This is a genomic window from Dorea sp. AGR2135 (assembly GCF_000420885.1).
Lineage (GTDB): Bacteria > Bacillota > Clostridia > Lachnospirales > Lachnospiraceae > Dorea > Dorea formicigenerans.
In genome coordinates, this window is sequence record NZ_ATVU01000015.1 from 26,250 (window position 1) to 42,739 (window position 16,490).

The 16,490-nt window shown below is 40.4% G+C and carries 23 protein-coding genes; 6 read left to right on the plus strand and 17 right to left on the minus strand.

Features of this window, described 5'->3' with window-relative positions; all coding sequences use genetic code 11:
* Positions 1–8: 8 nt before the first annotated feature.
* The 6 genes from rimM to G593_RS0110440 form a co-directional block, all read right to left on the minus strand.
* Positions 9–515, minus strand: coding sequence for a ribosome maturation factor RimM (gene rimM, locus G593_RS0110415; protein ID WP_029731646.1), 507 nt, complete (start codon positions 513–515; stop codon positions 9–11).
* A 146-nt stretch (positions 516–661) separates the two neighbouring features.
* On the minus strand, positions 662–892 hold the full coding sequence (locus G593_RS0110420; RefSeq protein WP_005333013.1) for a KH domain-containing protein: 231 nt from the start codon (positions 890–892) through the stop codon (positions 662–664).
* A gap of 25 nt (positions 893–917) precedes the next feature.
* Entirely contained in the window at positions 918–1,163 is a 246-nt protein-coding gene (gene rpsP / locus G593_RS0110425; RefSeq protein ID WP_005333014.1) for a 30S ribosomal protein S16, read from the minus strand.
* Positions 1,164–1,242: 79 nt separating this feature from the next.
* Positions 1,243–2,601, minus strand: coding sequence for a signal recognition particle protein (gene ffh / locus G593_RS0110430; RefSeq protein WP_029731647.1), 1,359 nt, complete (start codon positions 2,599–2,601; stop codon positions 1,243–1,245).
* Between the two features lies 1 nt (position 2,602).
* On the minus strand, positions 2,603–2,968 hold the full coding sequence (ylxM, locus tag G593_RS0110435; RefSeq protein WP_005333016.1) for a YlxM family DNA-binding protein: 366 nt from the start codon (positions 2,966–2,968) through the stop codon (positions 2,603–2,605).
* A gap of 97 nt (positions 2,969–3,065) precedes the next feature.
* Positions 3,066–3,956, minus strand: a complete 891-nt coding sequence (locus G593_RS0110440) for a S8 family peptidase (RefSeq protein ID WP_029731648.1) — start codon at positions 3,954–3,956, stop codon at positions 3,066–3,068.
* Between the two features lie 136 nt (positions 3,957–4,092).
* Here G593_RS0110440 and G593_RS0110445 point away from each other — a divergent pair, with 136 nt between their 5' ends.
* Together G593_RS0110445 and G593_RS0110450 are read left to right on the plus strand one after the other, a co-directional pair.
* Complete coding sequence (locus G593_RS0110445) at positions 4,093–4,734, plus strand: J domain-containing protein (RefSeq protein ID WP_029731649.1); 642 nt, start codon at positions 4,093–4,095, stop codon at positions 4,732–4,734.
* A gap of 152 nt (positions 4,735–4,886) precedes the next feature.
* The gene (locus tag G593_RS0110450) at positions 4,887–5,168 is read left to right on the plus strand and encodes a hypothetical protein (protein WP_029731650.1); all 282 of its coding nucleotides are present in this window, start codon (positions 4,887–4,889) and stop codon (positions 5,166–5,168) included.
* 77 nt (positions 5,169–5,245) lie between these two features.
* Here the strand turns inward: G593_RS0110450 and G593_RS0110455 are convergent, their stop codons facing one another.
* Both G593_RS0110455 and G593_RS20510 read right to left on the minus strand, forming a co-directional pair.
* Positions 5,246–5,890 carry a Uma2 family endonuclease gene (locus G593_RS0110455; RefSeq protein WP_029731651.1) on the minus strand — a complete coding sequence of 215 codons (645 nt, stop codon included), beginning with the start codon at positions 5,888–5,890 and terminating at the stop codon, positions 5,246–5,248.
* Positions 5,891–6,185: 295 nt separating this feature from the next.
* Entirely contained in the window at positions 6,186–6,359 is a 174-nt protein-coding gene (locus G593_RS20510; RefSeq protein WP_005339299.1) for a hypothetical protein, read from the minus strand.
* A 154-nt stretch (positions 6,360–6,513) separates the two neighbouring features.
* Here G593_RS20510 and G593_RS0110465 point away from each other — a divergent pair, with 154 nt between their 5' ends.
* Together G593_RS0110465 and G593_RS0110470 are read left to right on the plus strand one after the other, a co-directional pair.
* Positions 6,514–6,879: a hypothetical protein gene (locus G593_RS0110465; protein WP_005339295.1), complete on the plus strand. Its 366-nt coding sequence runs from the start codon at positions 6,514–6,516 to the stop codon at positions 6,877–6,879.
* Positions 6,872–7,156 (plus strand): hypothetical protein, encoded by a 285-nt coding sequence (locus G593_RS0110470; protein ID WP_022279094.1) that lies wholly within the window; start codon positions 6,872–6,874, stop codon positions 7,154–7,156. Before G593_RS0110465 ends, G593_RS0110470 begins: the two co-directional genes overlap by 8 nt.
* 157 nt (positions 7,157–7,313) lie before the next feature.
* Here the strand turns inward: G593_RS0110470 and G593_RS0110475 are convergent, their stop codons facing one another.
* The 3 genes from G593_RS0110475 to G593_RS0110490 all read right to left on the minus strand — a co-directional run bounded on the left by G593_RS0110475 (position 7,314) and on the right by G593_RS0110490 (position 10,450).
* A complete protein-coding gene (locus G593_RS0110475) occupies positions 7,314–7,775 on the minus strand; it encodes an acyl-CoA thioesterase (RefSeq protein WP_005339288.1) in 462 nt (153 codons plus the stop codon).
* A 1-nt stretch (position 7,776) separates the two neighbouring features.
* Positions 7,777–8,514, minus strand: a complete 738-nt coding sequence (truA, locus tag G593_RS0110480) for a tRNA pseudouridine(38-40) synthase TruA (protein WP_005339286.1) — start codon at positions 8,512–8,514, stop codon at positions 7,777–7,779.
* 301 nt (positions 8,515–8,815) lie between these two features.
* Positions 8,816–10,450 carry an ABC-F family ATP-binding cassette domain-containing protein gene (locus G593_RS0110490; RefSeq protein ID WP_022279091.1) on the minus strand — a complete coding sequence of 545 codons (1,635 nt, stop codon included), beginning with the start codon at positions 10,448–10,450 and terminating at the stop codon, positions 8,816–8,818.
* A 323-nt stretch (positions 10,451–10,773) separates the two neighbouring features.
* Between G593_RS0110490 and G593_RS0110495 the strand changes: the two genes are divergently transcribed.
* Entirely contained in the window at positions 10,774–11,640 is an 867-nt protein-coding gene (locus tag G593_RS0110495) for a patatin-like phospholipase family protein (protein ID WP_029731652.1), read from the plus strand.
* A 336-nt stretch (positions 11,641–11,976) separates the two neighbouring features.
* Here G593_RS0110495 and G593_RS0110500 read toward each other — a convergent pair whose 3' ends face one another.
* Positions 11,977–12,618 carry a histidine phosphatase family protein gene (locus G593_RS0110500; protein ID WP_022279090.1) on the minus strand — a complete coding sequence of 214 codons (642 nt, stop codon included), beginning with the start codon at positions 12,616–12,618 and terminating at the stop codon, positions 11,977–11,979.
* A 168-nt stretch (positions 12,619–12,786) separates the two neighbouring features.
* On the opposite strand from G593_RS0110500, the gene G593_RS0110505 reads away from it, so the two are divergent.
* A complete protein-coding gene (locus tag G593_RS0110505; protein WP_022279089.1) occupies positions 12,787–13,266 on the plus strand; it encodes an S-ribosylhomocysteine lyase in 480 nt (159 codons plus the stop codon).
* 2 nt (positions 13,267–13,268) lie between these two features.
* Here G593_RS0110505 and G593_RS0110510 read toward each other — a convergent pair whose 3' ends face one another.
* The 5 genes from G593_RS0110510 to G593_RS0110530 all read right to left on the minus strand — a co-directional run bounded on the left by G593_RS0110510 (position 13,269) and on the right by G593_RS0110530 (position 16,266).
* A complete protein-coding gene (locus G593_RS0110510; protein ID WP_022279088.1) occupies positions 13,269–13,811 on the minus strand; it encodes a cysteine hydrolase family protein in 543 nt (180 codons plus the stop codon).
* A gap of 173 nt (positions 13,812–13,984) precedes the next feature.
* Positions 13,985–14,341, minus strand: coding sequence for a 50S ribosomal protein L20 (rplT, locus tag G593_RS0110515; protein ID WP_005333053.1), 357 nt, complete (start codon positions 14,339–14,341; stop codon positions 13,985–13,987).
* A 37-nt stretch (positions 14,342–14,378) separates the two neighbouring features.
* Positions 14,379–14,576: a 50S ribosomal protein L35 gene (gene rpmI, locus G593_RS0110520; protein ID WP_005333054.1), complete on the minus strand. Its 198-nt coding sequence runs from the start codon at positions 14,574–14,576 to the stop codon at positions 14,379–14,381.
* 40 nt (positions 14,577–14,616) lie between these two features.
* The gene (infC, locus tag G593_RS0110525; protein ID WP_005333055.1) at positions 14,617–15,111 is read right to left on the minus strand and encodes a translation initiation factor IF-3; all 495 of its coding nucleotides are present in this window, start codon (positions 15,109–15,111) and stop codon (positions 14,617–14,619) included.
* A 279-nt stretch (positions 15,112–15,390) separates the two neighbouring features.
* Complete coding sequence (locus G593_RS0110530; protein ID WP_022279087.1) at positions 15,391–16,266, minus strand: DegV family protein; 876 nt, start codon at positions 16,264–16,266, stop codon at positions 15,391–15,393.
* Between the last annotated feature and the right edge of the window lie 224 nt (positions 16,267–16,490).

Consider the following 16,490-nt stretch of genomic DNA (forward strand, 5'->3'; position numbering starts at 1 on the left):
TACACTCCTTAAATCAGACCACTCATCAGATGAACAGTAATGATCCCACTTTCCATGTCTACGTTCAGGACACATTCTTTAATTGCAGGCATAAGAACCTCTCCATGCTCCTTTGAATCAATCACATAGACATCATTCGCCCCTGTTTCCATCACGTCACTCAGTGTTCCGAATTCTGTTCCATCTTCTGTTATAACTTTCATGCCGATCATGTCTGCAACAAAATACTCATCTTCTTCCAGCGGCACAGCATTTTCTCTCGTCACGAGCAGCGGACAGCGTTTATAACGCTCAATATCATTAATATTGTCAAATTCTTTAAATTTAACAATAACGAACTGCTTAAAAAACTTCACATGTTCCACTTCCAGATCCAGCTTTTCTTTTCCCGTATCCAGAATTACTTTTTTCAGTTTCTTAAATCTTACCGGATCATCTGTAGTCGGAAAGACTTTCACTTCTCCGCGCACCCCGTGTGGCTGTGTGATGACACCTACCTGCAATAACTGTTCCATACATTCCTCCGCTTTTTCGAATCAATTCGTATATATCTATATCTGGTAACGTCCGAAGAACTTCCACTGTTCTGGCGGACACATTTCTTTCTTCATAAAGAGAGACAGGCCTGGTAAAACCCGGTCTGTCCCTATATCCATCCTGATTAATCCAGAATATCTACAATCACTTTCTTGTCTTCCTTCGCTGCCGCTGCTTTTACTACTGAACGGATAGCCTTGGCAATACGTCCCTGTTTTCCAATGACTTTCCCCATATCAGAATCTGCAACACGTACTTCCAGGATAGTTGTCTTCTTCTCCGTGCGTTCGTTTACCGTTACGCTTTCCGGATCATCGACAAGAGCTTTTGCAATGACTTCAACTAACTCTTTCATCTTTGTACCTCCAGGCACGAATTATCTATTTCTCAATTCCAGCTGCTTTAAAGATTTTTCCTACAACCTCTGTCGGCTGAGCTCCTGTATTTAACCATCTCTTAGCTGCTTCCTCATCTACAGAAATTCCGCTTGGCTCAAGGTTTGGATCATATGTTCCAATCTCCTCGATGAACTTTCCATCTCTTGGGGCTCTGGAATCTGCTACTACGATTCTATAAAAAGGTGCTTTCTTCTGTCCCATTCTTCTTAATCTGATTTTTACTGCCATTGTTCTTTTCCTCCATAAATGAAAATATTTATTTTTAATAGTTTTATTTATATAAAGTGCCTTGCACCATATACCATTTTTAGAAAGGCAACTTGAACTTGCCTTTTTTGCCTGGTTTTGCAAATGTCTTCATCATCTTCTTTGCTTCGTTGAACTGCTTGATCATACGGTTTACTTCACTGATGTCTACACCTGCTCCTTTTGCGATTCTGTGCTTTCTTGATGGATTTAAAAGATCCGGATCTCTTCTCTCAGCTGGTGTCATAGAATGAATCATAGCTTCCATACGTGCCATACCTTTTTCTGCTTCATCCATCTGCTCATCGCCAAGACCTTTCATCTTGCCCATTCCCATACCGCCAAGTCCCGGCAACATGTTCATGATATTTCCAAGTCCTCCAAGCTTCTTCATCTGCTTGATGCTCTCAAGATAATCATCAAAATCAAACTGGGCTTTTTTCATCTTCTTGGACATCTCTTTTGCTTTGTCCTCGTCAATGTCAAGTTCTGCTTCCGCCTTCTCAATCAGAGACAAGACATCTCCCATACCGAGAATCCGGTTTGCCATACGATCCGGATAAAATTGCTCCAGATCAGAAAGCTTCTCGCCCATACCGACATACAGAATCGGTTTTCCGGTTACTGCCTTAACGGATAACGCAGCACCACCTCTTGTGTCACCGTCCAGTTTGGTCACGATCACACCGTCTACACCAATCTTTTCGTCAAATTCTTTTGCCACATTGACCGCATCCTGCCCGGTCATAGCATCAATGACAAGAATTGTCTGATGTACAGTAACAGTATTCTTAATCTCTTCCAGCTCAGCCATCATATCTTCATCGATATGAAGACGTCCTGCCGTATCAAGGATCACCAGATTATTGCCATTCTTCTGGGCATGCTCAATTGCAGCCTTTGCAATATTCGCCGGTTTATGGTTGTCACCCATGGTAAATACTTCCACACCCTGCTTTTCCCCGTTGATCTGTAACTGCTTAATTGCTGCAGGACGATAAACATCGCAGGCAGCCAAAAGCGGTTTCTTGCCTTTTAACTTAAACTTACCGGCAAGCTTTGCTGTTGTAGTCGTCTTACCTGCTCCCTGAAGACCTGCCATCATAATCACTGTAATGGCACTTCCCGGCTGAAGCTTGATCTCGGTTGTCTCAGATCCCATCAGATTACAAAGTTCTTCATTTACAATCTTAATTACCATCTGACCCGGATTCAGACCATTCATAACATCCTGGCCGACCGCTCTTTCCTGAACAGTCCTAATAAAATCCTTTACAACCTTGAAGTTTACATCTGCCGCCAGAAGCGCACGCTTAATCTCCTTTAACGCTTCCTGCACATCTGCTTCCGTAAGTCTTCCTTTACTTCTAAGATTCTTAAATACATTCTGCAGTTTTTCTGTCAGACTGTCAAACGCCATACTATAACTCCTCTATGATTTCTCCGGACAAGATTCGAATTCCGCTTAAAATATCTTCCCTGCGTTCTTTCTCATACTCATCCAGCAATTCATCAATCTGTTTTACTTTATTCTTCACGGTCATGAACTTCTCAACAAGATGAAGCTTTTCTTCATATCCTGCCAGTGCCTGTTCACACCGCTTTACAATATCATGTACTCCCTGTCTGCTGATACCGGCATCCCTGGCAATCTCCCCAAGGGAGAGATCCTCTAATAGAAACTGTCCGTATATCTCTTTCTGATGATCTGTCAGTAATTCTCCATAGAAATCAAACAGAAGAGCCTGTTTTAGAATCTCGTTCACATTTATCACCTGTGTTATCATACACGATACGCCTCATGGTGTCAAGTATTTTTTCTTTACACTTATATTTTTATTGTATTTTCTCGCATACAATCCCTGTTCCTTCCTCTTTAGACTTCTAAAGTTTCAGAAAATCGCGGATATTCAACATTCCCCACCCCTGTTCGCCTGCTCCGGGTAAATGTATGCACGTCTCCCTGAGTCTTAATTTCACCTCTACATTGGTAATCCTCGGATATTTTTCCATCAATAAAGCAACCGCACCGGACACGACCGGAGTCGCCATGGAACTTCCACTTTTTACCGTATACGCATCTTTCTTTCCGTGTATCTGACTGTTGCAGGAAATAATCTGGTATCCCGGTGCTATTACGTCCGGTTTCACTACACATTCTTTCGTAGGACCGGATCCCGAACAACTCCCCTTCTCTGCTTTTTCTGTTTTTACAGCACCGACCGTAATCACTTTACGACTGTTTCCCGGAATTGCAATGGTTCCTTCTCCCGGTCCGTTATTTCCAGACGACACCACAACAACCAGACCTAAGTTCCAGAGATGTTCTACAGCTTCGATCAACATTTTTTCTTTCCCGGGCTCCAGATTTTCCCCAGCTCCTGCTGACAGATTCACAATCCGTATCTTATATTTTCTGTGATTCATTTCCACCCACTTAAGACCTGCAAGAATACTCGCTACATTTGCCTCCCCTTTTTGATCCAACACTTTTACAATAACAAATCGACAAAGCGGAGCAATTCCGGACAGAATCCCACCGGACATCTGTCCACTTCCACCTAAGATTCCTGCCACATGAGTTCCATGTCCATTATCATCATAACATTTTTCTTTCCTATATATACAGTCCCGCCAGCCGACAACCCTGCTCTTGAAATCCGGATGCGGCGCAAGTCCGGTATCCAGAACCGCAACCGTCACCCCTTTTCCGGTAAGCCCTGCTTTTTTTATATCATCACACCAATAATGCACCATCTTTTTTACACGATCCATAAATGTCTCTCCAAAATATTTCCTTTAAAAATAGAATATTCGACGAAATAAAAATTGATTTCTTCACGCATTTGTCGTATGATATTCTTGCTAATTACTGGGGAGTAAATAGTGACACCATAAGGGGAGGAAATTTATGGAATCCAAAAACTATTATGATATACTTGAAGTTTCCGTAAAGGCGTCCGCACAGGAGATTACACTGGCTAAAAATAAACTGGCCAAGCGTTATCACCCGGACGTCAATATGAGGAACGGAATTGATACAACTGATAAGATGCAGGAAATTCTGGAGGCTTACCTTGTTCTTTCCGATCCGGTAAAGCGTGCCGAATATGACCGGGAAATCCGCGGAAACCGTCCTTCGAAAATGCAGACATTTAATCTCTATGAAGAATCTGAAGAAGTTGAAGACCCAGATCATCCTACATTTGTAACTTACTGGAAAGCAGCCGGTGCCTTATATGACATCATCGAGCAAAGCAATGCCCTGTTCCGCCAAAGAGAAAACGCCGCCAAACTAGGTGAACTTGCGATCCAGGCACTGCATCATATCATTCTGCTGCGCGAAGCAAAAATTCCGGAGCGCTACTGGTATCCGGATATTATGAACTGGCTTCTGTTCAAATGGTATCAGAACCGGAATTATAATCTTGCATATCTTTTGAAGCTTTATGACGAGCATGAAAAGAATGATATGAACAAAATTGAAAAGTTAAAACTGCAGAACCGGGCTTACCGCTATCAGCATTCTGTAAAGAAGTTGCTGCGCTATTAAAGTCTAAAGCATTATTAAAATGTTATGTTATGACTCACAGCTTTCCTGTAAAGTCTAATGTAATGCGCAATATTAAAAGATATAATTTATTCACACATTTCCCCTCCAGACATAGGATATAGTGTAAATATTCTTTATGCGGAGGAATCAACATGAGCGATTTAAGCGCAACAAACTGTGGCTGTGGATGCGATGACGGAAGAAGAGGAAATGGCTGCGGATGCGGTAATGATTGCGGATTTGCAAATAATAGCTGCCTGTGGATTATCTTATTGCTTATCTGCTGTGGCGGATGTGGCAATGGCTGTGGCGGATATGGCAATGACAGTTGCCTGTGGATCATCTTATTACTCATCTGCTGTGGCGGACTTGGAAATGGCTGTGGCGGATGTGGTGGCTGCGGTGGATGCGGCTGTGGCAACGACTGCTGCTAGTTCACATCTTTCAAAGCAATTGCGTAGACTGTTTTATAAAGTCAAAATGAGGGAGATTCGGTTGAATCTCCCTCGTTCTATTTTTCTTCTCTCTCATATATAAATCTGATTTCTTCATAGATTTCCGCAAAATCCACCTTGCATTCTCCTCCGAATATTCCAACCGGAACCTGCGTATCAAATCCATAGATTTTCGGAATTTCTTCCTGTTCAAAATCATAGACGATCACTTTTTTCTTTTCCGGATCAACAAGCCAGTACTCTCGTACCCCGGCATTTTGATACTTCATTAATTTCAGGTAAGAGTCTTTCTTCTTTGTACTTTCAGATAAAATCTCTATCACAAAATCCGGCACTCCGTAAATCCCACGTCTCGTAATCTGATTTCTGTCACACACAATTAAAATATCCGGCTCTACTATTGTCTTATCATCTTTATCCAATTGCACACCTATTGGTGCAAAAAACGGAATACATGATCCGCCTTTTTTCTCTATGTATCTTGCTAAATATCCATGTATTTTAGCCGACAGCAACTGATGTACGCTTAGAAGCGGTGCCATATCATAGATCACACCATCAATCAGTTCAGCCCTCACATCTTCAGGAATGGCATAGTAATCCGAGATGGTATACTCTCCCTGCTTCTTTTTCTCTGCTAGATAAGTCACTGCCTCTGCCACTCTGTCCGGCTGCATCATGTTTTCTACGTCTTTTTTCATCTTCTTCGTTCTCCTTTCTTTGACAAATGTAATATGTCCGAAAGAAATATATAATTATATTATCTCATATTCAAAATATATTCAAGATATATTGCTATAAACATATTATTGTCACTTATTCACCACTTTGGAATATTACCTGATTACTATTAGGCTCCGAAATGATTGAAATTTGCAGATACATTTTGCGGATGATAAAGAAGCATCATCCGCATGTCGATAGATTACCATACTATTTCAGGAATTGCCATTACAGATTTCTTACAATTCTGTTACATTTTTCCGAATGTTACAACTACCCTTGCCGCATCCTGAGCATACGTTTATATTCGTTCAAATTCTCCTGAGTTCTTCTCCTCTCTTCCATCTGGTTCTTTTCCGTCTGTACATCTTCCAGTCTCTTTTTCAGCATACAATTTTCATCCAGTTCGTATACGGCATTTCCATCTATAATCAACTTTCTACTCATTTTTAATCTCCTTTCATATGATGCCTTAAGATTGCTTCCTTCTACGCACTTCCACTAGCACCTTAAAATATCTTCTTACTATAAAATATGCCCGTTTTTCATAATTTCCATTCAAATCACATATATATTTACAACGATAATTTAAGGAGCGCTTATGGATCAGAAGCCCAAATTAATGACTCCTTTTGACATGCTTGTTACTTCCTCTTCTCTTTATACACTAAAGCTGATGCTGCCTTTTGCACCTGCTTCCATGCAGCGCTCCTTAGCTATCTACATAAAATTTTCGGAACTGAAAGCTACGCTGGAACATTTCTATGGATTTCTAAATACAGACCATCCTAGTTCCGTCCTGGAGCAGTTAAAATCCTGTTTAAGCCCGGAAGAACAGACGCAGATGTCACAAATGGAAGATCTCATGAATATGATGGAAATGATGCAGACTATGAATTCTGATTCCGATGGGGAAAATGGTTTCTCCCCCATGGATTTTATGAAAGGAGTTTTCGACAATGAATGAATGGTTGAACCACCCGGCACTGAAAAATATGGATCCCGTGAAACTGGAGCTGATAAAGCTTGCTGCGAAACAAACAGAGGGGAAAAACGGGAAATCACTCGCCCCGGTCATGATGTCTCTGATCAGCAGTGCCCATAAAAAGGGAATCACTTTTTCTCCGGAGGAAATGTCCTTTGTTCTGGAAATCTTAAAAGATGGAAAATCAAAGGAAGAGCAGGCACAGATTGACCGCATGGTCCGGATGGTTTCCGGATATGCTAAGAGAGCCGGGAAATAATCCCAGCTCTCTTATCTCTTTTATCATTCAAGAATGCCTCGGCATTCTTGCTGCGAGGTGCGCGTCATGCAATTGCATGACATACTTCTACTGCGCACCTCTGCAATCCTGCCGGAGGCTATATCAGCTGGGGAATTGACTCCCAGCTGATATAAAATTACAGTGATTTTCTAAGTTCTCTGCGTCGTTTTGACTCTTCCCATTCTGCGGCTTCATCTTCTGTTGTAAGTTCAAGCCTTGGCACTGGAATCGGATGGTCGTTTTGATTCAGTGCTACCACTGTCAGATAAGCATGATTAATCAATGTTCTTGTGCCATCCATGGATTCTACATAGCTATCCACCTTAATGTCCATGGAGGTACGTCCCACATAGACAAGCTGGCCAATGATCACAACACTGTCACCTGAATAAGCTCCTTTTAAAAAACTTAAATTATCCACACTTGCAGTCGTCACATTTGTGTGGGTATGACGTTTTGCCACAAGTGCAGCCACCTCATCAATCCACTGCATGAGCATGCCGCCAAACAGACGTCCTGCTGCATTCAGATGGTTTGGTCTTACAATATGAACGGTCTCTACTCTGGAATCCGATACTTTTCTGCTTTCTACTTTCATATTAATATTCTACTTCCTGTAAATACAGTCCCTTCGGATCACAAGGATTTCCAACTGTCTTTTCTCCGTTAAAAATTGCCTCAATATCTTCTTTCTTTCGAAGTCCAAACCCAATATCCAGAAGTGTTCCGATCATAAGTCTTGCCATGTTGTGCAGAAAATCGTCTGCCTGAATGAGGATCTGCATTTCCTCATTATCTCCATAAATGTCAATGTCGTAGACCTCACGTGTCGTGTTCTTGCTCTTCTTTGCAGTAGAGAAATTACGGAAATCATGTTCTCCGATAAATAAAAGAGCAGCCTGCTGCATTGCCTTTTTATCCGGTGTCTTAAAGCAATGGTAAGTATGCTTACGCTCAAAAACACTTGGAACATCCATAATCGTCATACGGTAAACATAAGTTTTTGATACTGCATTCAACTGGGCATGGAAACGATCCGGAACCTCTTCAACTTCCGTAATTGCAATATCCATTGGCAGATACCGATTAAGATAATGCTGAATATCTTTTGTACTCAGATTAGAAGAAGTCTTAAAATTCGCCACTTGTGCGTAAGCATGTACACCGACTTCTGTACGGCAGCCACAATTCAGCTCAATATTCTTTTCACCAGTCATTTTCCCTAATACATCCATAATCTTGGCAGATATTGTGTTGTTAGATTCATCTTTTCCAAGTCTTGTCCAGCCTTGATAACGGCTGCCATCATATTCAATTGTAATTTTTATATTTCTCATAATCTTATACTCCCTGTATTTAAACTGTAATGATATTTTATCCTATCATCATACGATTTTAGTATAACAAATTCCATCATATAATAAAAGAGCCTGTTGAGGTTTCTTTTCATGAATGCCTCCATCAGCTGGGGGGATTGACTCCCACCACTGAAACCAGCTTATTTCTTACCGCCTATAGAAGTGGGAGTCATCTCCTAGCTGATATAATAGAAAATGCAATTCTCACTATGATACAAAAAAACTGCAACTCAATCTTACAAGTTACAGTCTTTTCATCTCTACATATTAAATTTACTTTTTAGTCTTCGTCGTCATTCTGGACTGTGTATGTCTGACGTTTTCTTGCCATCTCATCACTTTCCAGATATTCGTCATATGTTGTTATCTTGTCAATCATCTTTCCGCCCGGAACAATTTCCATGATACGGTTTGCAGTTGTCTGAACAATCTGGTGGTCTCTTGATGAGAAGAGAATGACACCTGGGAATTTTGTCATTCCATTGTTCAGTGCAGTGATACTTTCCATATCCAAGTGGTTCGTAGGCTCATCAAAAATCAGTACATTTGCACCGGAAATCATCATCTTGGATAACAGGCAGCGCACTTTCTCTCCTCCGGACAGAACTTTCACTTTCTTTACTCCGTCATCTCCGGCAAAAAGCATACGTCCGAGGAATCCACGTACATAAGTCGCATCTTTCTCTTCAGAGTACTGTGTCAGCCAGTCTACAATTGAATAATCATTCTCAAACTCACTTCCACTGTCTAATGGAAAATATGCCCGAGAAGTTGTGATGCCCCATTTGTATGTTCCCTCATCTGGCTCCATCTCTCCCATAAGGATCTGGAACAGTGTTGTCTTGGCAAGCTCGTTGCTTCCGACAAATGCGACTTTATCATCATGTCCCAATGTAAAAGAAATGTTGTCTAATACTTTTTCTCCGTCAATGGTCTTGCTCAGTCCTTCTACTGTTAATACTTCATTTCCAATCTCACGGTTCGGGCGGAAATCAATGTATGGATATTTACGGCTGGATGGCTGGATATCATCAAGCTGGATTTTCTCCAATGCACGCTTTCTTGAAGTAGCCTGCTTGGATTTTGAAGCATTTGCACTAAACCTTGAAATAAATTCCTGCAGCTCTTTGATCTTCTCTTCCTTCTTCTTGTTCGCCTCTTTCATCTGGCGGATGAGAAGCTGGCTGGACTCGTACCAGAAGTCATAGTTTCCGGCATAGAGCTTAATCTTACCATAGTCAATATCTGCAATCTGTGTACAGACTTTATTCAGGAAATAACGGTCATGTGATACAACGATGACTGTGTTTTCAAAGTTGATCAAAAATTCCTCAAGCCATGCGATCGCATCCAGATCCAAGTGGTTCGTAGGCTCGTCGAGAAGCAGGATGTCCGGATTACCAAATAATGCCTGTGCAAGCAGAACCTTTACTTTCTCAGGACCATTTAAGTTCTTCATCATCTCATAGTGAAGTTCTGTTCCGATTCCAAGACCATTTAACAATGTTGCTGCATCAGACTCTGCTTCCCAGCCATTCATGGTCGCGAACTCTGCTTCCAGCTCACTTGCCTTGATACCGTCCTCGTCTGTAAAATCTTCCTTTGCATAGATTGCTTCTTTTTCTTTCATAATTTCGTACAGTCTCGCATTTCCAAGCATAACTGTATCAAGAACCGGATACTCGTCATATTTGAAGTGATCCTGCTGTAAGAATGAAAGTCTCTGTCCCGGAGTGATGATGACTTCTCCGTTGGTCGGCTCAAGCTGTCCGGAAAGAATCTTTAAAAATGTAGACTTACCTGCACCATTGGCACCAATCAGACCATAACAGTTCCCTTCTGTAAATTTAATATTAACGTCTTCAAATAATGCTTTTTTCCCAACTCGTAATGTAATATTACTTGTACTGATCATTATATTTGCTCCTTTTTATCTATCAATCACGTCTTAGCTCATACGAAGAATATCTTACCAAAGATACGTCAAAATAGCAAGCCGGGAAACCACTGTTTTTCGGCACTTTACGCACTTTTTCTATTTCCGTCGCATCTTTTTACTGCTTTTTTATCTACTTCCTGCATTTTTAACTGATTTTTTGTAAAAAGGCATTTTCATGATTCTATTTTTCGTTATATAATATCACTTAGAAAATGTTTCCAAAGTCAGGAATCCCTGTCTTTGAATCATGTTTCACCGAAAACTATTATCGAATTATTACAAAACAAGAGGTGTTGATTATGATAAATGCAACAATCGTACTGGAAGGCGGTGCCACCAGAGGTGTATTCACTTCGGGAGTTTTAGATTATCTTATGGAACAGGATACTTATCTCTCCCACGTTATTGGTGTTTCTGCAGGAGCATGTAATGCCGTGGATTACGTGTCAAAACAGATTGGGCGTACACGGAACTGTATGATTGTGGAAGATAAAGAATACAACTATCACAATAATCTTCGTGATTTCATGCGTGAAAAGAGTCTTCTGGATATGGACATGGTTTTTGACAAGTACCCACGCGAAATCTTTCCATTTGATTTCGAAACATTTCAGAAATCCTGTGAACAAGGCGTGGTCTGCGAGCAGGTCACAACGAACTGCATTACCGGAAAAGCAGAATATATGATTGAAACACAAGATTTTGACAGACTGTTGCGTATCTGCCGGGCATCAAGCAGCATGCCTCTTCTGTGTCCTATGGTTAATATTGACGATGTACCTTATCTGGACGGCGGACTTGCAGATTCCATTCCAATCCGACATGCATTGCATCAGAACAATGAGAAGATTGTTGTGATTCTGACTCGCAATCCGGGATATCGCAAAAAGTCAATGACAAAAGGCATGGCAAAGTTATATCGCCGCGCTTATGGCAAATATCCGGAGGCTGTCAAGACTATGATCCGCCGGAATTATATGTATAACAAAGAAATGGAGCTCATCGAAAAATTAGAACATGAAGGACGGATTTTCGTACTGCGTCCACTCGTCCCAACCGTATCAAGACTGGAGCAGGACTGTGACGTTCTAAGAGAATTTTACGAACATGGATATCACCTTATGAAGCGGAACTATGAGAATCTGATGAGGTATTTAGAAATATAGTGTTATTTGTAAATAATAAGCCTGGACTATGGCATTCTTGAATTCTAAATATCTGTGTGCTACTAACTTTTTAAGTGAATTAAACAAATATATACCAAAATTCTTCTAATCGTCAGAGTAGTGATGAGAATTAAAAATCCCAAACTATAATGGATTGAACGGTAGAAGGATTTTCCGAGCATCAGTGAGTAGAGTTTTCGTGAATATGTACTGTCTGAGCCTGTTTTTAGGCGAGTTTACATATTCACGAAAAAATAAACGACGCAACTGATGCCGAAAAATCCTTCGTGTTCAAGACGCTATAGTTTGGGATTCTATTTATATTTTCACACTATTCTACCGCGCCCAATCCGGCACCTCATCTTCGTAATATACCTGATTTTCGGACAGTATCTGCATTTCTCCGTCTTTGATTTCTACTTCTGTGACTGCGCAGTTTTTATGAATGCTGCCAGCCCAAAGTTCGGATAATGGTGCTTTTTTTATATTATTGAGTAATGTTGCCAGCGCAACTCCGTGTGTGACCAAAAGAATATTTTTATCTTCGTATTCTTCCTGTCCTACAAGCCATTTAAGGAAATCATCTGTACGTTCTTTTACTTCTGCAAAGGATTCTCCACCCGGTGCTCCTGCAAAATGTTCCGGATCATCGTAGAATTTCAGGAATTCGTCCGGAACTTCCATCTGGTTTCTTGCTACACTTTTTCCTTCCCATTCACCAAAGGCAATTTCTTTCAGTCTTTTATCCATAATAATTGGAACTTTACTGCTTCCTTCATCTAAAATCAGATTAGCCGTCTCCAGTGCTCTTTTTAAGTCACTTGAAAAACAAAGATCGAATCTGACATTGCGAAGACCGATCCCTGTCTCTTTCGCGAGATGTCTTCCAAAATCATTTAACGGAATGTCTTCCTGTCCCTGTAGTCTTTTTTCTTTGTTCCAGTCTGTCTGTCCATGCCTGACTAAATATAACTTCATAATCTGTCACCTGTTCCCTAAAATTCTATTTTGCAAAAACAAATTTTGCATTTCAATCTCGCATTTTTCTAGCATATCCATCTGCCAGATGTTATACTGATATTATTGTATTGATGCATATTCTAATGTTCCAATACAATAAATCACAATGAAAAGGAGTATTTTATTATGGAAAAAATCACAAGTTTCACCATAAATCATCTGAAACTGTTACCTGGAGTCTACGTATCTCGCGTAGATTATGTTGCAGGCAATCCGGTTACAACTTTTGACCTTCGTATGACTGCCCCGAACCGCGAACCTGTTATGAACACTGCAGAGATGCACACCATGGAACACCTTGGCGCAACATTCCTCAGAAACGATCCGGAATTCGGTGAAAAAGACATCTACTTCGGACCTATGGGCTGTCGTACTGGTTTCTACCTTGTACTTGCAGGTGAATACAAGTCTCGCGACATCGTTCCTCTAATGAAGCGTATGTTTACATTTATCGCTGAATTCGAAGGCGATATTCCTGGTGCCGCTGCCCGTGACTGTGGCAACTACCTGGATCAGAATTTAGGAATGGCCAAATACCTTTCCAAAAAGTATCTGGCCGAAGTCCTGAACGATATTACTGATGAAAGATTGATCTATCCTGAATAATCTTATTCTTCATTTTCAATCTGAATTTGACATGTCTTCATGACTGCCAGTGCATTCTTATGGCCTTCTGGTGTTGATCCGGCACAGCATGCTGCATCAACGATAATCGGTTTATCCGGGAAGAAGGCTTTAAGAATCATTGCATTAGAAATCACACAAATATCTGTACAGACACCAATCAGTGTAATACTCTCCACTCTTTCATTCTTAATGACACGAAGATTACTTCTGTAATCATTCAGCTTAAATCCAAGTTCAATACTTCCAAATGATGATTTATTTAAAATATCTCCTTCACAGAGTACATCAATTTCCGGAGTCAGTTTCCATCCATCTGTACCACGGATACAATGTTTAACCGGAAGATTCTTTCCTTCCTGTGTCTCCAGATATTTTTCATCGTGTGTATCACGGGTATAGAACACCTTTCCATCAAAATTCTTGATCTTCTCTGCCACTTTTGGCACAATCGCCTGAGCTTCTTTTGTTCCAAGCGCACCGTCAATAAAATCATTCTGCATGTCAATTACGACTAATATCTTCATAATCTATAACCCTCCAATACTTTTTTCGACATTTTGCTCTCTATTTTCTATATTATATAATCTTTGTGAATAATGCAAGTGCAGTTGTAGATAAAAAAACAAAAAAAAGAGAACAAAATATATACATCTTGTCCTCTGATTTATTCTTATTCAAATAAGTATTCTTAATTTAATTAAGCGATTTTGCTTTTAGCAAGCTCTGCAAGTGTTGCAAATCCTTCTGCATCATTAACAGCCATCTCTGCAAGCATCTTTCTGTTGATATCTACACCAGCAACTTTAAGTCCGTGCATCATCTTGCTGTAGGAAAGTCCATTTAATCTGGCTGCTGCGTTGATACGAGCAATCCAGAGCTGGCGCATCTGACGTTTGCGCTGTTTTCTTCCTGCATATGAAGATGTAAGAGCTCTCATTACAGACTGTTTTGCAACTCTGTACTGTTTAGAACGTGCTCCTCTGTATCCTTTTGCTAATTTTAAAGTTCTATTGTGTTTCTTTTTAGCGTTAAGTCCGCCTTTAATTCTTGCCATGTCTTATTTTCCTCCTTCAATCTATCTGCTGAAAATCTTACAAATATGGTAAGATTTTCTTCATGTTCTTTACGTTTGTCTCGTCTGCGATTGTAGCGTGTCTTAAGTTTCTCTTTCTCTTAGTAGACTTCTTTGTTAAGATATGGCTCTTGTAAGCTTTATTTCTTTTTAATTTTCCTGTACCTGTCTTTTTGAAGCGCTTTGCTGCTGCTCTGCTTGTTTTAATTTTTGGCATGATATAGTTCCTCCTTTAATGAAATTACATGTAATTATTTTTAACGTTTTTCAGTTAAAACCATGCTCATACTTCTACCTTCCAGTTTGGCCGGCTTCTCTACTACTGCAACCTCTGCCAGCATCTCGGCAAAATCGTCAAGAATATGCTTGCTCTGCTGCATATGTGCCATCTCACGACCACGGAAACGTAATGTAACTTTTACCTTGTTTCCTTTTGCGATAAATTTCTTTGCATTGTTTACCTTCGTGTTCAGGTCGTTGGTATCAATGTTAGGTGAAATTCTTACTTCTTTCACCTCAACGGTTTTCTGCTTCTTCTTAGCCTCTTTTTCTTTTCTTGCAAGCTCATATCTGTATTTACCATAGTCGATAATCTTGCATACAGGTGGCTGAGCCTTTGGAGCAATCTTGACCAGATCTAATTCAGCTTCCTGAGCCAGTTTCATGGCTTCCTTAACCGGCATTACACCTAACTGATCTCCGTTCTCTGCAATTACTCTTACTTCTTTGTCTCTGATCTGTCCGTTAATCATTAAATCGCTAATTGTCGTGCACCCCCATCATAAAAATAAAATAAGTGAATAGTTCGAGACTATCCACTTATATCTGCATCATAATCCTGTTATGGTTATCAGCTCAATATCTGACCAATAGTCACCCGATTGTGCTATGGTGAGAGTGGATACTCTACTTTGTTTTTGTTTCACACAAGTGATAGATTAACACATCAATCCTGTAGTGTCAACAACTTTTTTGACTTTTCCTGAAATATTTTTGACTTTTTGACATTTCAACACTTTCCTATGCTGACCTTACAGCTTTACTTCTCTTTTATCTCCCATACAGAATACTGCTACAACACCCGGACCGGTATGTCCTCCGATAACAGTTCCGATATTGTTAATATAAATGTTCTGGATTCCCATTTTTTCCTGAACTCTTTTTGCAACATACTCTGCATCTTCCGGGCAATCACCATGTGTGATCATTATGATCTCATTTTCATATCCCTCCGCCTGCTTTGCGGCCATGTCTACGATCTTGTTCAAAGACTTCTTTCTGCCACGCTCTTTGCCAACTACTTTCAGACATCCATTATCATCCATAATGATGATTGGTTTAATCTGTACCATTGTTCCAAGTACAGCACTTGTCTTGGACACACGTCCGCCTCTATGCAGATGATTCAAATCATCCACTGTTACATCATGGCAAATATGAAGCTTATTCTCTTCTGCCCACTTTGCAGCCTCCTCAATCGTTGCCCCGTTTTCCTTTTGTTTTAATACATAATATAGAAGTAACGCCTCTCCCAGACATGCACACAGTGTATCAATTACAATAATCTTACGTTCTGGATACTCCTCTTGAAGTTCCTCTGCCGCAATTTTCATACTGTTGCATGTTCCACTTAATCCAGATGAAAATGAAAGATGCAAAATATCTTTTCCTTCTTTCAGATATGGCTCCAACGCCTCACGTGCTTCGTCCGGATTGATCTGGGAAGTAGTAGACATTTTTCCTTCTCTTAATTTGTCAAAGAATTCTTTTGAAGACAGACCTTCCATATCCGAATATGTCTGTCCATCAATTGTATATTTCAACGGAATATACGGCACGCCTCTCTCGGTCAGCCATTCTCTCGTTGTATCTACGGTACTGTTTACAGTAATAATATAGTCGCTCATCGCAAGTCCTCCTTATATAACCGCTTTTTGGCAGTGTATAAATGCTATATTCACCTATGCAATATCATACCATGTTTATAGGAAGGTTGCAAAATTTTTCTTATATTTTCTATTAACTTGCTATTAACTTCAAGAATGCCTCAGCATTCTTGCTGCGAGGTGCGCGTCATGCAATTGCATGACACACTTCTACTGTGCCCCCCTGCAATCCTACTGGAGGCTAT

Coding starts and splice junctions, on each gene's coding strand:
- rimM (WP_029731646.1), bottom strand. CDS start 515: ATGGAACAGTTATTGCAGGTAGGTGTCATCACACAGCCACACGGGGTG.
- G593_RS0110420 (WP_005333013.1), bottom strand. CDS start 892: ATGAAAGAGTTAGTTGAAGTCATTGCAAAAGCTCTTGTCGATGATCCG.
- rpsP (WP_005333014.1), bottom strand. CDS start 1,163: ATGGCAGTAAAAATCAGATTAAGAAGAATGGGACAGAAGAAAGCACCT.
- ffh (WP_029731647.1), bottom strand. CDS start 2,601: ATGGCGTTTGACAGTCTGACAGAAAAACTGCAGAATGTATTTAAGAAT.
- ylxM (WP_005333016.1), bottom strand. CDS start 2,968: ATGATAACACAGGTGATAAATGTGAACGAGATTCTAAAACAGGCTCTT.
- G593_RS0110440 (WP_029731648.1), bottom strand. CDS start 3,956: ATGGATCGTGTAAAAAAGATGGTGCATTATTGGTGTGATGATATAAAA.
- G593_RS0110445 (WP_029731649.1), top strand. CDS start 4,093: ATGGAATCCAAAAACTATTATGATATACTTGAAGTTTCCGTAAAGGCG.
- G593_RS0110450 (WP_029731650.1), top strand. CDS start 4,887: ATGAGCGATTTAAGCGCAACAAACTGTGGCTGTGGATGCGATGACGGA.
- G593_RS0110455 (WP_029731651.1), bottom strand. CDS start 5,890: ATGAAAAAAGACGTAGAAAACATGATGCAGCCGGACAGAGTGGCAGAG.
- G593_RS20510 (WP_005339299.1), bottom strand. CDS start 6,359: ATGAGTAGAAAGTTGATTATAGATGGAAATGCCGTATACGAACTGGAT.
- G593_RS0110465 (WP_005339295.1), top strand. CDS start 6,514: ATGGATCAGAAGCCCAAATTAATGACTCCTTTTGACATGCTTGTTACT.
- G593_RS0110470 (WP_022279094.1), top strand. CDS start 6,872: ATGAATGAATGGTTGAACCACCCGGCACTGAAAAATATGGATCCCGTG.
- G593_RS0110475 (WP_005339288.1), bottom strand. CDS start 7,775: ATGAAAGTAGAAAGCAGAAAAGTATCGGATTCCAGAGTAGAGACCGTT.
- truA (WP_005339286.1), bottom strand. CDS start 8,514: ATGAGAAATATAAAAATTACAATTGAATATGATGGCAGCCGTTATCAA.
- G593_RS0110490 (WP_022279091.1), bottom strand. CDS start 10,450: ATGATCAGTACAAGTAATATTACATTACGAGTTGGGAAAAAAGCATTA.
- G593_RS0110495 (WP_029731652.1), top strand. CDS start 10,774: ATGATAAATGCAACAATCGTACTGGAAGGCGGTGCCACCAGAGGTGTA.
- G593_RS0110500 (WP_022279090.1), bottom strand. CDS start 12,618: ATGAAGTTATATTTAGTCAGGCATGGACAGACAGACTGGAACAAAGAA.
- G593_RS0110505 (WP_022279089.1), top strand. CDS start 12,787: ATGGAAAAAATCACAAGTTTCACCATAAATCATCTGAAACTGTTACCT.
- G593_RS0110510 (WP_022279088.1), bottom strand. CDS start 13,811: ATGAAGATATTAGTCGTAATTGACATGCAGAATGATTTTATTGACGGT.
- rplT (WP_005333053.1), bottom strand. CDS start 14,341: ATGGCAAGAATTAAAGGCGGACTTAACGCTAAAAAGAAACACAATAGA.
- rpmI (WP_005333054.1), bottom strand. CDS start 14,576: ATGCCAAAAATTAAAACAAGCAGAGCAGCAGCAAAGCGCTTCAAAAAG.
- infC (WP_005333055.1), bottom strand. CDS start 15,111: ATGATTAACGGACAGATCAGAGACAAAGAAGTAAGAGTAATTGCAGAG.
- G593_RS0110530 (WP_022279087.1), bottom strand. CDS start 16,266: ATGAGCGACTATATTATTACTGTAAACAGTACCGTAGATACAACGAGA.